The 15,230-nt window shown below is 64.9% G+C and carries 9 protein-coding genes and 1 pseudogene; 4 read left to right on the forward strand and 6 right to left on the reverse strand.

Going from position 1 to position 15,230, the window contains the following annotated elements; translation table 11 throughout:
* Both IOC82_RS16985 and IOC82_RS16990 read right to left on the reverse strand, forming a co-directional pair.
* A partial coding sequence (locus IOC82_RS16985; RefSeq protein ID WP_290547381.1) for an FG-GAP-like repeat-containing protein occupies positions 1 to 5,055 on the reverse strand: 5,055 nt, incomplete at its 3' end.
* A 410-nt stretch (positions 5,056 to 5,465) separates the two neighbouring features.
* Entirely contained in the window at positions 5,466 to 7,388 is a 1,923-nt protein-coding gene (locus IOC82_RS16990) for a potassium transporter Kup (protein ID WP_366935694.1), read from the reverse strand.
* A 143-nt stretch (positions 7,389 to 7,531) separates the two neighbouring features.
* On the opposite strand from IOC82_RS16990, the gene IOC82_RS16995 reads away from it, so the two are divergent.
* Entirely contained in the window at positions 7,532 to 8,002 is a 471-nt protein-coding gene (locus IOC82_RS16995; protein ID WP_290547382.1) for a GFA family protein, read from the forward strand.
* A gap of 60 nt (positions 8,003 to 8,062) precedes the next feature.
* Here the strand turns inward: IOC82_RS16995 and IOC82_RS17000 are convergent, their stop codons facing one another.
* A complete protein-coding gene (locus IOC82_RS17000; protein WP_290547383.1) occupies positions 8,063 to 11,515 on the reverse strand; it encodes a DUF3971 domain-containing protein in 3,453 nt (1,150 codons plus the stop codon).
* Positions 11,516 to 11,758: 243 nt separating this feature from the next.
* Positions 11,759 to 12,550 carry a potassium channel family protein gene (locus IOC82_RS17005; RefSeq protein WP_290547384.1) on the reverse strand — a complete coding sequence of 264 codons (792 nt, stop codon included), beginning with the start codon at positions 12,548 to 12,550 and terminating at the stop codon, positions 11,759 to 11,761.
* Positions 12,551 to 12,742: 192 nt separating this feature from the next.
* On the opposite strand from IOC82_RS17005, the gene IOC82_RS17010 reads away from it, so the two are divergent.
* From IOC82_RS17010 to IOC82_RS17020, 3 genes are read left to right on the forward strand one after another with little or no spacing between them, the layout of a single operon-like run.
* Positions 12,743 to 13,030 (forward strand): DUF1330 domain-containing protein, encoded by a 288-nt coding sequence (locus IOC82_RS17010; RefSeq protein ID WP_290547385.1) that lies wholly within the window; start codon positions 12,743 to 12,745, stop codon positions 13,028 to 13,030.
* A gap of 58 nt (positions 13,031 to 13,088) precedes the next feature.
* Positions 13,089 to 13,889 carry a 4-hydroxy-tetrahydrodipicolinate reductase gene (gene dapB / locus IOC82_RS17015; RefSeq protein ID WP_290547386.1) on the forward strand — a complete coding sequence of 267 codons (801 nt, stop codon included), beginning with the start codon at positions 13,089 to 13,091 and terminating at the stop codon, positions 13,887 to 13,889.
* 3 nt (positions 13,890 to 13,892) lie between these two features.
* Entirely contained in the window at positions 13,893 to 14,510 is a 618-nt protein-coding gene (locus tag IOC82_RS17020; RefSeq protein WP_290547387.1) for a 2,3-bisphosphoglycerate-dependent phosphoglycerate mutase, read from the forward strand.
* 87 nt (positions 14,511 to 14,597) lie between these two features.
* On the opposite strand, the pseudogene IOC82_RS17025 reads toward IOC82_RS17020, so the two are convergent.
* Both IOC82_RS17025 and IOC82_RS17030 read right to left on the reverse strand, forming a co-directional pair.
* Positions 14,598 to 14,795, reverse strand: a pseudogene (locus tag IOC82_RS17025) (IS5/IS1182 family transposase); the annotation flags it as partial.
* An 87-nt stretch (positions 14,796 to 14,882) separates the two neighbouring features.
* Entirely contained in the window at positions 14,883 to 15,221 is a 339-nt protein-coding gene (locus IOC82_RS17030) for a hypothetical protein (protein ID WP_290547388.1), read from the reverse strand.
* Between the last annotated feature and the right edge of the window lie 9 nt (positions 15,222 to 15,230).

Raw genomic sequence — 15,230 nt, forward strand, 5'->3', positions numbered from 1 at the left:
CACGTCGGCGTGAAGATAAGAGGTCACCACGCCCTGCGGATCGGCCTGGCCGAACAGCACCTCCGCATCCGCCCCGAGATAGAAGTGCCTGGCGCCCACGAAGGTCTTGCCCGCCCGCTCGCCATCCGGCCCATAATCGAAGCTGGCCGCGGAGCCGAAGGCGGTGACGGAGACCGGACGGTTCTCCCCGTCATAGGCGATTGCGCGCGCCTCAAGCGGCCCCGGCCCGTCCGGGTCATAACTCAGCGTGTTGCCATTGGCGTCATAAGTGACGGGACTGCCGCAGATCGAGACCGGCGCATGCGGGCGCTGACTGCCGGCGGGCGGATAGACCAGCCCCGCGCCCCCGCAGAGGGCGGAGTTGGCGGTGAGATTATCCGCATCGTCATAGGCGAAGACGCGGTCCTCGGCCGTGCCGTTCTGGTTGTCCGCCGAGACCAGCCGGTCCAGCCCGTCATAGCCATAGGCCCAGGCGCGGGTGGGGTCGGGTGAGTCGATGCGGGTGACGAGCCCCCTGGCATCGCGCGTGTAGCTCAGGTCCAGCGCCGTCTGGCCGTTCTTCTGCGTGAGCACGCGGGCAAGGAAGCCGCGCGCGTCATTATAGCTGAAGCCGGTGGCAACCCCGCCGCCATAGGCGATGGCGGTGGTCTGGCCCCGGGCGTTGTAATAGATGGACGAAACATACTGCGCCGGCTCGCTGGCGGAGGGCGTATAGGCATTGCCGATGCTGAAGAGACGGCCCGCGGCATCATAGGAATAGGTCCCGGTCCACGACCCATCCGCCAGCCGCTTGCGCTTCGGGCTGCCGTCCGGCCAGTAGTCGAAGGCCTGGGTGAAGGTTTGGCCGTTGACCCCGGCGTCGGTGCGCTGGGCGAGGCGGCCGGCCACATCATAATCATAGGCCTGGGTGAAGCGCTTGCCGCCCGCCTCACGCTGGGCCGTGGTGAGCTGCCCGGTGTTGAAGTAGCCGGTGCGGGCTTCGTCATAGCTGTTGGTGGTGGTCTCGTCGCCGCCCGTGCCGCGCACCAGTTTGCCGGTGACGCGGGAGAGCGCGTCATAGGAAAGCTCCGAACGCTGGCCCTTGGCGTCCGTCTGGACGGTGAGGCGCGAGGCATTGTCATAGGCATAGGACCATGAACCCAGGTCCGGGTCATTGACGCCCACCCGCCGCCCGAGGCCGTCATAGCTGTAGGACCACTGATTGCCCAGGGGATCGACGACGCGGGTGATGCGGCCCAGGCCATCGCGCCGGTATTGCGTGGTGACGGGGCTGGCGTCCTTCATGCGGGTGCGCCTCACCCGCTTGCCGTTGGCATCCGTCGCTTCGACCTGCTTGTGGCCGCTCTCGTCCGTCAGCGTGGTGGCGAGAAGCTCCGCCGTGCCCGTGCCGCCCAGACCATAGGAGATGCTGGAACTGGTGTTGTCCGGGTTGGTGGTGCGCGTCAGGCGGTTCAGCTTGTCATAGTCATAGCTGGTGGAGAAGACCGGCTCGCCGAAATGATAGGGCGCGCTGCTGCGGGCGAGGCCCCAGCGGGCGTTATAGGCCTTCTCGGCGCGAATGGGCGCACCGGCGGTGGGGCCGGTCTGCTCGGTGAGGAAGCCGCGGCCAAAACCGTCGATATACTCCGCGCTGTAGCGCGGGTCCGCCTGGCCGCCGGGGGCGGGATAGACGACCTTCGTATACTGGCCGTTGGGCTGGCCGAAGTTCACATAGCTGCGGTACTCGGCATAGCCGCCCGGCAGCTGGCGGCTGGTTTCGCGGCACAGCGCATCATAGCCGAAGCTGCTGACCTGGCCGTTGAGGTCCGTCTGGGTGGCGGGCTGGCCGCAGGCCAGGTTCCAGCCGGTGAGGGTGTGGAGGCGGCCGTCCGTGGCGAAGCCGGGAAGCTGGGTCTCGACCGGAAAGAGTTTGAAGCCGCCATCATAGACGGTGGCGGTGGTGTTGCCGGCGCCATCCGTTTCCGTCACGCGGTTGCCGGCGGTATCGTAACTCCAGCCATGGGTGGTGATCCAGCTGCTGCCGGAGACCCAGTCGTCCTGCCGGGTCTTCTCGCAGCGCGACGGGGCCGCGCCGGGGGCGCCGCCGTCATAGGAGAGGCTGGTTCCGGACAGCAGCGGACCGGCCGTGGATGTGCCCTGGTAGACCAGCGTGCGCCACGGGCAGGAGACCACATAGTCCCCGGTGTTGGGAGTGAAGGAGGCAAGCGTCAGGGTCTCGTCGCCCGCCACCCCGGCCACGCCATTGTCGGTGACCTGCGTGGTGTTGCCGTAAAGATCATAGGCGAAGCTGCGGCTTACCGCGCGCGAATCGGCGCCCGAAAAGGTCCGCTCCTCCGTGGAGGTAGCAAGACAGGTGAAGGGCAGCTGGCTGTCCTCGGCAAAGCTGGTGGTGTTCTGCGACAGCACGGCGCCGCCGGGACCGTCAAGCACCTGCTCCTGCAGCGTCCGGCCCATGCAGGCCGGAGTCTGGGCATAGGTGCGGACCTGCTGCGGGCAGGCGGTTTCGCCCGCGATGCACGGCAGGCTGGTGGTGATCTTCTGGAAGCCGAGGAACTGCCGCTCCTGCTGGGACCATGTACCGCCCTCATAGGCGAAACCCAGCGTCGACAAGCCACCCCGCCCGTCATCGAGGGTGAGCGACTTCACCACCTGCATGTTGAAGGGCATCCGGTTCCCCGGCGCTCCGGCAGAGGGACCATAGGTTACGGAAACCCGGCCGCCCAGGGGTTCCTGGATCGAGGTCAACAGGTCCGCCTGGCCGAAGCGGGAGAGCCAGACATAGTTGTCCGTGTAGCGTGGGTCTCCCACCCCCCACGGGATATTCGCGCGGGCGATGTCGTCCGCACCATCTCCGTTGTAGTCGGCGATCTGGGTCACCATGCGGGTGCCGGGAATGATGCTGGGTTGGCTCTCGAATCCCGTGCCAATGGAACGTGAAACGCCCGTTCCCGGGGCCGATCCCTTGTTCAGACTCCCGACAATATCGACCCGGCCATCGCCGTTGAAGTCACCCATTTTGTACTGAGTGAAGCCGAACAAATCGATCTTCTGCGAGGTGTAGTGAAGTGCCGTGGCATCTGCGGCCGATCCGAAGGTTGAACTTGGGACCGATCGCGGTCCCGAATCAGGACCAAAGCTGCGGCCGTTCGAAAATGCGACGACGATCTGTCCTCCGGTGTTGTAGATCAGGTCGCTCAGCCCATCGCCGTTGACATCGCCGAGGGTTTGCCTTGCCGTACCCTTCGGAAGATCGAAGGATGGCTGCGCGGCCAAACCACTCCCCGTGGAGATATAGAGGCGATAGGTGCTGGTCTTCTCCTTGTGGATCAGCACATCGGCTCTTCCGTCACCGTTCGCGTCTCCGATCAGCGAGCGGTACTTCGTCCTGAAGTCCTTGACGTCGCGCAGGCCCCAGTTCACCAGGCCGACGCTGCTATCCCTCAGCAGCGCAATTCTGCCATCCTGAAGCAGGAAGTCGTCCTTGCCGTCCCCGTCGAAATCGCCCGGCTGCCCATTCGCACTCTTGAGATCGTTAAATTGCTTGCTCAACCCCCCTGCTTGGCCACCGAAACCGATGCCAGAGAAACTCCATGTCCGCCAACATTTGTCAGTCCCGCAGTCCTCGTCAAAGCTAAACGTTGCCCTCGCAAACCTCGATCTGCCATCTCCAGAAAAGTTGCCCACGCCCACAACGACATCTGGCTCAGGTAACTTGCCTGGCTCTTTGGCTGTCTTGAACGGAACCAGGGGATAACTGATGAGGGACGGGGTTCCTGTGGAGAAAGTCTTCATCTTGCTTACGCACACACGGGCGGGAAGCTCCGGAGGGACGCCATCATGTACATCCGGTTTACCGGTTATGGATGCTCCCACGCACAGCGACGGCATGTAGTAATCCGTTGCCCAGCCGTCGCCGTCGAAATCGCCGACGATCGTGCGGGTGGTGGGATAATCGATCGGAAAGCCAATACTATCGAAGTCTTTAGGCGGCTTGATCGCGCCAACGCCCGGTCCAGACCAGTCCAGACGCTTGTCGAACACAGGGTGCCCGTCGGCATCCCCATTCTCCGAATAGCTCATCACATAAGGCGGCAGCGCGGTTCCGGCATTGGGGGTCACGATGCCGCCCGAAATCACCGCGTCAGACCCATATTTCTGCACCGCCACGAGGCGCGACAGGCCGGTGGAGGCGGAGGTCTGGTAGCCCAGCCGGTAGGCCGACTGCGGCGCGCCGCCGCTCTTGATCTGGATCGCCGTGATGCGCTTCGTCATGGCGCGCATGCCGCGGCCGTCACCATAGGTGATGCGGTCCGGCCGGGCCTCCGTGAAGAACAGAACTTCACTGGCCGGAGCGGACGTGCCCTGGCTGAAGGCCCTGATGCTGGCGATGGTGCAGTGGCCGCTGTCGCAGCTCCAGCCATAATCCACGCGGTTGCCACGCCGGTCCGCGACGGAGGCGAGATGCCAGCGGTAGGTGAGATCGGCGGAGCCGCCCTCGAGCGAGGTATAGAGCGACTTGACGCCGTCGCGGCCCGTCACCTCCCAGCTGCTGGCCCCAACATCCCGGCGGATGCGCAGATAGGTTTCGAGCCGGCTGGTGTGGGTGCCGCCCGCGGCGCAGGATGGCGTCGACTGCGGGTCCGCCACCTCGGTGCAAGCGACGAGTTCCGTGCTGTCAAGCAGGAAGCTGTCCGGCGCGAAGCCGGCGGCCCCATAGGCCGGAACGCCGCGCCCGCTTGGGGCCTTGTTCTGCCCCGCGGCCGGCGGCGCGGTGCCCGACACGCGCTGGATGGCGGAGACGCCTTGCAGCGTCCAGCCCACGCCCAGCTCGCCGCCTGCCGGGGGTAGGTTTCGGATGCCGGAGGATGAATCATAAACGAGCCGCAGGTCAGGCGCGAGTCCGCGAAAGCCAGGAACATCGATCCCGATGACGCGGCTGAAGCTGCCGTTCCGGCCTTCGACGGGGAGTTTCGGGTCCTTCGCGTCCTCATCGTCGACGGCGTGAGCGGACGTCGCAAGGATGCAGAGCAGCGCAGCAGCCAACCACGGACGCATGGGACCCTCCCTCTCAGTTGACCATAGGGAATCTAACTCCACCTACAGGATTGGCAACAAAAAAGTGATCAGCCGTGATGAATATTTGCTGCAATTGATTGCAGCCGCAAGATCCGGCATTGCCGGATCCAGCGCCAGTCCTTCCACGTTACGGCAACCGCCATCATGCCGGTGACGGTGATCCCTTAGGCATGGGCCAGCGCGCCCGGGGATTTGAAGGTCAGCACCGCCATGGGCGCCAGCCCCCGGTCCGGCGCCATGCGGAAGAACGGGTTGTCGATTGGGGCCAGGTCGGACCGCTCTCCGCGCCGGCGGGACACCCGCCAGGGCTGGACCGCAAGAGAAAGCGCAGCTCTCGCCTCTGGAGCATGTTGCGCTTCGCAAGCGATTCCGCTTGCCCGCACGATGCTCTACACCGTCACCTGGCTTCCCACCTCGATCACCCGGCCCGGCCGCAGGCGGAAGTAGGTGCTGGCGTCGTTGGCGTTTCTCGCCATCATGATGAAGAGCTTGTCCTGCCACACTGGCATGCCCTGGTACTTCGAAGCCCGCACGCTGCGGCGGGAGAGGAAAAAGGAGGTATCCATCATCGCGAAGCTCATCTTGTCCTTCGGGATGGCGAGCAGTGTTGCCGGCACATTGGGGTTCTCCATGAAGCCGAACGTTGCCTCGATGCGCCAGAACCGGTCGGAGAGTCTCTCGATCTTCAGGCGGCGTGGGTCATCCACCACCGGCACCGTGGCGCCCTTGACGGTGAGGATCACGTTGCGCTCATGCAGCACCTTATAGTGCTTGAGGCTGTGCAGCAGCGCCGTGGGCGCGCTTTCGGAATCGCCCGTGAGGAACACCGCCGTGCCCGGCACGGTCGGAGGCTGGCGCTTGGCGAGCGAGGCAACAAGATCGTCGAGCGGCACTTCCGAAAGCCGCGTCTTCTCGGCGAGCAGCCGCGAACCTTCGCGCCATGTCCACATGAGGAGGAAGATCGCAGCGCCCAGCACCAGCGGCATCCAGCCGCCCTCGAGGATCTTCAGCGAATTGGCGCCGAAGAACACGAGGTCCAGCGCCAGCAGTGGCAGCATGATGGGCAGCACCAGCCACAAAGGCCAGCGCCAGTCCTTCCACATCACAGCAACCGCCATCATGGCGGTAACCACCATGGTGCCTGTCACCGCAATGCCATAGGCATGTGCGAGCGCGCCCGAGGACTTGAAAGCCAGCACCAGGATGACGACACCCGCCAGCAGCAGCCAGTTCACCTGCGGCAGATAGGTCTGCCCGGCATGGGCTTCTGAGGTGAAGCGGATTTCCATGCGCGGCAGAAGTCCGAGCTGGATCGCCTGCTGGGTGAGCGAATAGGCGCCGGTGATGACGGCTTGGGATGCGATGATGGTGGCGGCGGTGGCCAGCGCCACCATGGGCGCCAGCCCCCAGTCCGGCACCATGCGGAAGAAGGGATTGTCAATCGCGACCGGGTTCGCCAGCAGCAGCGCGCCCTGCCCCATGTAATTGAGAACGAGGGCCGGAAGCACGACGACGAGCCACGCCGCCTGGATCGGCCGCTTGCCGAAGTGACCCAGATCGGCATAAAGCGCTTCGGCCCCGGTGACGGAAAGGAACACCGCCCCGAGCACGGCAAGCCCGATCCAGCCATGGTTGGCAAGGAAGTGCGCCGCTTTGAGCGGGTTGAAGGCCATCAGCACCGAGGGATTGTCGAAAATGTGCCACAGACCGACGGCGGCGAGGGCGGCAAACCACACCAGCGTGATCGGGCCGAAGAAGGCGGCGACACGGCTGGTGCCCTGCGCCTGCACGAGGAACAGACCGAGGATGATCGCCAGCGTGAGCGGCAGGATATAGGGCTCGAATTCGGGCGTCACCACCTTGAGGCCCTCGACAGCGGAGAGCACGGAGATCGCCGGGGTGATGATCGCGTCGCCATAAAACAGCGCCGCACCGATCATGCCGAGCACGGCGATCCAGGTGATGGAGCGCCCGAAGGCGCGCTGCGCCAGCGCCATGAGGGACAGCGTGCCGCCCTCGCCCTTGTTGTCGGCATTGAGCAGGATCAGCACATATTTGACGGTGACAACGAGGATGAGCGACCAGATGATGAGCGACAAGACGCCATGCACCAGCGCATCTGAAATGTGCCCGTCCTGCCGCATGCCGGCGGCGACGGCCTCGCGCAGTGCATAGAGAGGGCTCGTTCCGATGTCGCCATAGACGACGCCGATGGAGCCCAGGGTGAGAATGAAAAAACCAGGCGGCCGGGGGCCGTGCCCGTGAATTGCGGCTTCGTCGGAAGCCTCCTTGTGGTCCTTCAAATTGGTCATGATGGGTCTCCATGCCTTGCTGCAGCGCAACAGAAGCGGCGATATGCGCCTGCGCGCGGAGGTTTACTTGCGGCATTTGATCGGGTCAGGCTTGCAATTAGTGAAGCGTAAGCCTTACTTCCCCGAGGCGTGAGGAGGCCGAAATGACCGAGACCCATACCGGAGGTTGCCAGTGCGGCGCGATCCGCTATCGCATCGAAGGGCCATTGGGCGATGCCAGCTTCTGCCATTGCCGCATGTGCCAGAAGGCCTTCGGCTCTCTGGGCGCTGCGCTCGTCAGCGTCGGCCCGGAGCACTTCCGCTGGACAAGGGGGCAGCCCGCAACTTTCCGCTCCTCGCCCGTCGTGGCGCGCGGCTTCTGCCGCGACTGCGGCACGCCGCTGTTCATGATCGAGGATGATTACGGGCCGATCGAACTCGCGATCGGCTCGCTGGATGACCCCAATGCCGCCGCCCCCGGCCACGCGGTGGGAGTGGAGAGCAAGCTCGCCTGGGCCGACACCCTGCCGGGCCTGCCGCCGAAGCGCACCGAGGACGACCGGACGCCGGAGGACCTGACGAAGCTCCGCTCGCTTCAGCACCCGGACCATGACACGGCGTCCTGGCCGGTATAACTTTTGGAATTCGCCTCTTCGCCTTTTGCTGCTTGCGGGAAAGGAGGAGGCGGGCGCGCGTCACTGGGCGGGGCTGACCGCTTCCCCGGCGTTTTTGCCGGTCTTTTTCACGGGCTTCATCGGCTCGCAGCGGCTTGAGTATTCGAAGAACTTGCGCAGGAAGCCGGGGGCCATGGCCGAGACCGGGTTCATCTGGAAGTCCGGCTTGTCCACCGTGCCGCCCATGGCGAAGGTGACTCCGATGATGCCCTGGCCCTTGCCGCCGGTGATGATATCGCCCAGCAGCGGAATGTCGCCCAGCGCGGCATTGAGTGCATAGGCCGGGGTGATGGTGCCTGCAATGTCAATGGCGCCATCCGACTTGCGGATAAGGCCCGCGGCACTGGCGCCCAGCTCCGGCCCGCGCACTAGCGCCTCGCCGATGCAGATGAAGCGGCTGTCGGAGGTGAAGGGCAGGCTGAGCTTCTTGAAGCTGAGCGCATCCCGCCGCGGGCCGTCACGCCGCGGCGCATCGCGCTTCGGCTTGCCGCGGGCATCGAGCTCGGCCAAGGCTGCCTCGTTCCTGACCTCGAAGTCGCGCAGCACCAGCTTGCCGTTGCGCACCGAGCCCTCGCGCCCAAGCAGCGCATAGAACTCGATCTGGCCGCCTGCCACTTTGGAATAGAGATTGGCCGCACGGATCGCCGCCCCGCCGTCACGCCCATTGATACGCATCTCGCGTCCGCCATCAACCGGCGTCATGCGGAACACGATGGGCTGGCCGCTGAGGAATGTGCCGTTGATCTCGGCATGGGTGAGGCGCGAAGACTGCGAGGTGAGAGTGCCGCTGACGCTGGTGATGATCTCGCCCATATAGGCGTAGACGCGGCCGACCGTCAGGTCGATGCGCACGGTGCGTCCGGAATTGGCCTTGGCCTGCTGCGCCGCCTGGGCCGCCTCGTCGCGGTTCCGGTTGCCGAAAAGGCCGCGGATCAGGGGGCGGGCGTCGAAACTGTCGCCTGTCACCTGCACGTCCATCACATTGTCGCCGCTGACTTTCACGTTGGCGGCAAAGCGGTTCTCGTCCGAGAGCTTCATTTCGGTGAAACTGGCGGAGCGCAGGCCCTGGCGGTTGGGTGCGAGAAGCATGCTGCCCTTGATCGACAGGTCCGTGCCTTTGATCTCGAGGTTCTCGACGCGCGGAGCCTTGTCGCCCTTCGAATAGTAGGTCAATTTGGCGGTGGTCTTGGGAACGGCCGGGCGCGCCCAGCCGATCTGCTGGATGCGCATTTCCGCCTCGTCCAGGCCGGCATCGATCTCCACCTTGCCCTGCGGGTCGGCCAGATTGTCCAGCGTGGCGGTGACGCCGATGGGACCGCGCACAAAGGTGCCGAGGTCGATGCCGAGCTTGCGGCGCTGCTCGCCGTCGAGCGTGGTCTTGATGACGGCCGACTGCACGAAGCCAGGCGCTGCGCCGCGCTCCCAAAGGATCTCGACCGGAATGCCGGCAATCCTGGCCGGACCGCTGGCGGTAAGCACGCCCTTGTCCATGACCAGGTCGATCTTGCCCTCCGTTACGTCGAAACCCGGCAGAGCGTCCCTCAGCGCGGCATTCTTGAGCTTTGCAGCGGCCTTCACCTCGATCCTCCCCGGCGGCAGGGGCTTGATCATCGGGAAGGCCAGGTGAACCTTCATGGTCGCATCGCCCTCAAGCTTCGAGGTGTCGATGCCGGTGTGGCGGATCAGGCCGAGGTCCGGCTGGTCGAGATATTCGATCAGCGCCTGGGCGCCGGCAGCAATGTCGAGATCGAAATCCGACATGGTCTCAGCCGCAAGGATGTCCCTGACGAACATGGCGCCGGAGGCAAGCCGGCCCTTTGCGCCGGACGGCAGAACGATATCGGCGCCTTCGATCTTGAGGGAGAATTCATTGTCGGCGAGATTCGCCTCGCCCGCGGCGTTCTGCAAGGGCGGCAGCTTCCTGAAATAGCCGCTGCTCACCCCTTCCATTTTCATGTTCATGCGGACGGAGCCCGGCGGCAGCTTGCGCGTGCGCTTGGCCTCGGCAATTGCGTCAGCGGGCAGCACGACTTTGAACTCGCCATCGGTGATGACGCCGTCCTGTACGTTTGCATTGACGAAGGCGCGGGTCCTTTCCGCGATGATCGGCGGCCACAGCCGCTTCAGCAGGGCCGCCGGCATGCGCTGCACGCGGCCAGCCATGGAGATGGCGGGCGATTCGTTGCCGCCGGCAATGGCGCCGGTGAGGCGCACCACTGCATTGCCCGAGATAACCTGCAGATCGCCGATGTCGACCCGTGCCTCCTCGATGCCCGCACGGCCCTGGAAGATCACCTGGTCAATGGTGACCGGGTCGCGGATCGAACCCTGGGCATCGATGGCCGCGTTGCGCGCGCCAAGCGAGATGCCGATCGCCGTTAGACGTCCGTCGGCCGAGCGCTCGGGCGACAGGCGGCCGGTCATCTGGGCATGCGAGCTGCCGATGAGCAGCGCGGAGTCGGTGATGGCGATGCTGCCGGTGACGGGGTCATATTCGGCGCGCAGCGAGCCTTCGTCGACGTTGATCTTGCCGGCGAGATATTCGGGGAGTTCGACAACGCCCGCCGCCGCCGTGAATTCGCCCGCCGCACGGGTGACGAGGCCTGTATCGGTCATCTCCATATCGACGCGGCCGGACAGCGGCACATCGACGCGGGCCAGTTTCGAGAAGGCATAGATCTGGCTCGAGATCTTGGCCGGGGACACATCCGTCACGTGCGCGCTGACGAGAAAGGAATGCGTATCGCGCCGGTAGCTGGCGCTGCCGCCCGCCGTCCAGCTGCCGCCGCTCCGGTCGCCGTTCAGCACGGAGGCATTGGCCTCGACCTTGAAGCCGTCCTGCTGGCGCTTGAAGGACAGGTCCGCGTTGCGGATTGCCCAGTTCGCGTCATTAGCCTCGTCATAGAAGCTGATGGTCGCGCCGTCGATGTTGATGGCGTCGATCGAACCCATGCCGGTGGCTCCGGGGCCGCCGCTGACAAGATCGATGAGGGGCGCGCCGGAGCCATTGAACTTCGGCGGCGCCACACCGGACGCTCCCGGCTCGAGATCGGCCTTGCCGTCCTCGCCGGCATCCACGGTGACGGCTTCGCTTTCCGGCGTGGGATTGTCGAAGCCCAGCGCGAACGTGCCATCGAGGTCGCGGCGGGCCCTGATCCTCGGTCCGATCAGGGTGATGGCGGTGGGCACCACGCGGCCCGTCAGCAGCGCCACTTTGTCGATTTCCAGCGAGGCATGGGGGGCGCTGGCAAGGTAGTTGCCCTGCTTGTCGTCGAGCCGGAGATTGGCGAGCAGCACATGCGGAACCGCGCCGGAGCCAGTGCGCTGCAAGGTGACGCCGCCCACCGTGACGGTCATGCCGGGCAGGCTCTGGTTGATCTTGTTCTGAACGGTGGCGCGCAGGAAATCGAGAGGCACCGGCCCCTGCGCCAGCCGTATGGAGAGGCCAACGGCGAGAAGCAGCAGAACCGCCAAGACCGACATCAAGCTGTAAGCGCTTATGCTCGCAAGGCGCCGCAACGTCTTCCCGTTCCACTGACCCGATTCGGACCGAACATGTGCCATTCCGGACCGCCGCAGGCAATCCGGAAAGGCGCGGTGGCCAATTCGGCCCTCATTGGCCACCAAACATGGGCCAAACCGTGGCTTTCAAAGCTGTAATGTTGCCTGTCCGCGGCGCCGGCAAACCGGGCCGCCGGCCGGCTGCAGGGCAGCGTCTCAGACCGCGCCTTCATCCGGAATATTGAGGACCCGGCCGCAGGCCTTGCAGTGCACCGCGTCGCGGTCATGGCGGGTGAGGCCGCAATCGGGGCATTTGAAATAGAGCTTGTCCGGCCGCAGCATGACCTGGATGAGGCGCAGGAAGAGCGAGACGCCGAAGATCATGATGACGACGGCGATCATCCGCCCGCCAGTGCCAGTGAGCACAACGTCACCGAACCCCGTGGTGGTGAGCGCAGTGACCGTGAAGTAAAGCGCATCGGCGTAGTTGCCGATTTCAGGGTTCGTGAAGTGCTGGGTCTCATAGACCAGCGCCGTCATGATGAAGATGAAGACGCCCAAGTTCAGCGCCGACATGACGATCTGCTCGTTCTTGCGGAACCACCGGAAATCCTGGCGGAGCCGCGTCATCATAGTGTAGGAGTGCAGAAGCCGCAGGACGCGCGCGACGCGCAGAAAGGCCAGGCCCTCGCCCACGATGGGGGCAAGCATCGAGACGATGACCACGATGTCGATGAGACCATAGGTGCTGAGCACCATGCGCAGCGGGCGCCTTGCGATCCACAGCCGGGCAGCGAAATCGACGAGCAGGACCACGCCGATCACCGCATCGACGTATTCCGTCTCATGCCACTGCAGAAAGGAGGTGGCGATGACGAAGGCGATGGTGAGGAGGTCGAAAATCAGCAGGGCGTAGCGGAAGCGGTGGGCCGCCGGCACGTCGCCCTCATAGAGGGTCCGGATGCGCTCATGCAGGGTCTCGGGCTTGGGCCGGGCCGCCGTGTCCATGGCCCATGGTTAGGCCACGGTACGGCCGCCGTCCAGATGGGACGGCGCGATGTTTCTCCTGATTTCAGACCGTTACTGCAGGACCGTCGCGGATTTTACGAGGCGAACGAGATTTATGAACCCAGCCCGGAAAATCTTTTCGCAGCCCCCCACCCCGCGCTATGCTGCGCCTGAAATCAAGGAGTTGCGAGAATGCCCAAGGGATACTGGATCGCCCATGTGACGGTCACCAACCCGGACCAGTACCAGCTTTATGCCACTGGCACGCGGGAGGCGTTCCAGAAGTATGGCGCCAATATCCTGGCGCGCGGCGGGGCGTTCAAACAGCTCGAAGGCGAAGGCCATCCGCGCAACGTCGTGATCGAGTTCCCCAGCCTGCAGGCAGCGATCGATTGCTACAATTCGCCGGAGTACCAGGCGGCCAAGGCCAAGCGCGCGGGGGCGGGCATCGCCAATATCGTGCTCGTCGAGGGCGTCTAGGCGCTTTGCATCACGAGGGTCCGTTGCTAAAGCCGGTCCCAACGAGGGGTAACGACCTATGAAGCTAGCAATCGCCGGGGCGGCGGGCCGGATGGGCCGGGTGCTGACGCGCGTCATCAACGAGACGCCGGGGGCAGAAGTCGCCGGTGGGCTGGAGCCCAAGGGCTCGGCCCATGTGGGGGCCGACATGGGCGAGCTCGCCGGGATCGGGCGGCTGGACGTAGCGATCAGCGATGACCCGATCGCACTCCTCACCCATGTCGACGGCATCATCGACTTCACGGTGCCGGCTGCAACGCTGGCGCTGGCGGAGCTTTCCGCCCAGGCGCGCATCGTGCATGTGATCGGCACCACCGGAATCGACGCGGCGGGCGAGGCGAAGATCAAGGCGGCCGCGCGGCATGCGCGCATCGTCAAGTCCGGCAATATGAGCCTTGGCGTCAACCTGCTCGCGGTGATGGTGAAGAAGGTGGCAGCAGCCCTGGGCGAGGACTTCGACATCGAGGTGCTGGAGATGCACCACAAGCACAAGATCGATGCGCCCTCGGGCACGGCCCTGCTGCTGGGCCAGGCGGCCGCCGAGGGCCGCGGAATTGACTTGAAGACGCGCTCGGTGCGCGCGCGCGACGGGCATACGGGGGCGCGGCCAGTAGGCGACATCGGCTTTGCAACACTGCGCGGCGGATCGGTGGTGGGCGAGCATACGGTGATGTTCGCAGGGCCTGCCGAGCGCATTGAGCTCACCCACAAGGCCGAGAGCCGGGACATTTTCGCACGCGGTGCGGTGCACGCCGCACTCTGGGGCTTCGACAAGACGCCCGGACTCTATTCGATGACCGACGTTTTGGGACTGGAGTGAGATATGGACCGTCTTCTCGTGCTCGTCCGCCATGGGCAGAGCGAATGGAACCTCAAGAACTTGTTCACCGGCTGGAAGGACCCTGACCTCACCGAGCAGGGTGTTCGCGAAGCCCATGAGGCGGGCAAGAAGCTGAAGGCCAGGGGCTTCCGGTTCGACATCGCCTATACGAGTGCGCTCAGCCGCGCCCAGCGCACGCTGAAGATCATGCTGGATGAGCTGGGCCAGCCTGGCCTCCAGACGGTGAAGGATCAGGCGCTGAACGAGCGCGACTATGGCGACTTGACCGGCCTCAACAAGGACGATGCCCGCAAGAAGTGGGGCGAGGAACAAGTGCATATCTGGCGCCGCTCCTATGACGTGGCGCCCCCCGGCGGCGAGAGCCTGAAGGACACGCTGGCGCGGTCCCTTCCCTATTACATGCAGCACATCCAGCCGGATGTGCTGTCCGGCAAGCGCGTGCTGGTGGCGGCGCATGGCAATTCCATCCGTTCACTGATCATGGCGATCGAGGGGCTGACGCCGGAGCAGATCCTGAAGCGGGAGCTGGAGACGGGTGTTCCGGTGGTCTACCGGCTGGGGGCGGATTCGCGGCCGTTGTCGGTTGAGGTATTGTCGTAATCGTCCTTCAACCCGGCCTTCGCCGGGGCGACGGCGTTTAGGAGAGGCTCTCTTTCACGCGATCCTGGAAGTAATGAACGCCCTGCTCATGGCGCGCAATAGCCGCTCCGGCGGGATCGAGGGACGTCCGAAATCAGCGTACAGCCCGCAAAACGCGCCGTCCAAGCCCTCCAGCGCCGCATTCGCCAGCCGCCGCATCGCTCGCAGCGGGTGTTTGGCCGGTATGCGCGCCTCCGCATCAACGTAGGAAAACAGCGTCCCGCTCCTCCCATCTTCGCCCCGCATCCCCCAAACTCCTCCATGCGCCTCAGCACACAGAGTCACGTCACACCTCAACGTCCAACAAAATCACGCGACTTTTTCAACAGCCTGTTAGTTCTTCACCACCCGGCAGTCGGCATAGGCTTGGTTGAACACCTCTTGCCAGCGCGGCGTCTTGCCCATGCGCGCCAGAGTTCCGCCCAGTCCGCCCCCGGCGAGCCGGTCGATGCCCGGTTCCGCCGGGGCCGTGCCGCCCTTGCCGGCCTCTGCCCTCTGGCGCGGCCCCGCCTTGTCCGCGGCCGCGCCTTGCGACTCATATAGCACGTTGTTGTTCGCCACGCCGGCGGCCCAGCGGCGGCAGAAGCTTTTCGGCCGCGCCTCGGCACTTTGCGCGGCAAGGCTGACCATCAGGGCCGAAATAACGGCAATCGTAAAAGCACGCTGGCTCATAAGGGCTCC

Source organism: Aestuariivirga sp., assembly GCF_020252395.1.
Taxonomy (GTDB): Bacteria; Pseudomonadota; Alphaproteobacteria; order Rhizobiales; family Aestuariivirgaceae; genus Aestuariivirga.

Coding starts and splice junctions, on each gene's coding strand:
- IOC82_RS16990 (WP_366935694.1), bottom strand. CDS start 7,388: ATGACCAATTTGAAGGACCACAAGGAGGCTTCCGACGAAGCCGCAATT.
- IOC82_RS16995 (WP_290547382.1), top strand. CDS start 7,532: ATGACCGAGACCCATACCGGAGGTTGCCAGTGCGGCGCGATCCGCTAT.
- IOC82_RS17005 (WP_290547384.1), bottom strand. CDS start 12,550: ATGGACACGGCGGCCCGGCCCAAGCCCGAGACCCTGCATGAGCGCATC.
- IOC82_RS17010 (WP_290547385.1), top strand. CDS start 12,743: ATGCCCAAGGGATACTGGATCGCCCATGTGACGGTCACCAACCCGGAC.
- dapB (WP_290547386.1), top strand. CDS start 13,089: ATGAAGCTAGCAATCGCCGGGGCGGCGGGCCGGATGGGCCGGGTGCTG.
- IOC82_RS17020 (WP_290547387.1), top strand. CDS start 13,893: ATGGACCGTCTTCTCGTGCTCGTCCGCCATGGGCAGAGCGAATGGAAC.
- IOC82_RS17030 (WP_290547388.1), bottom strand. CDS start 15,221: ATGAGCCAGCGTGCTTTTACGATTGCCGTTATTTCGGCCCTGATGGTC.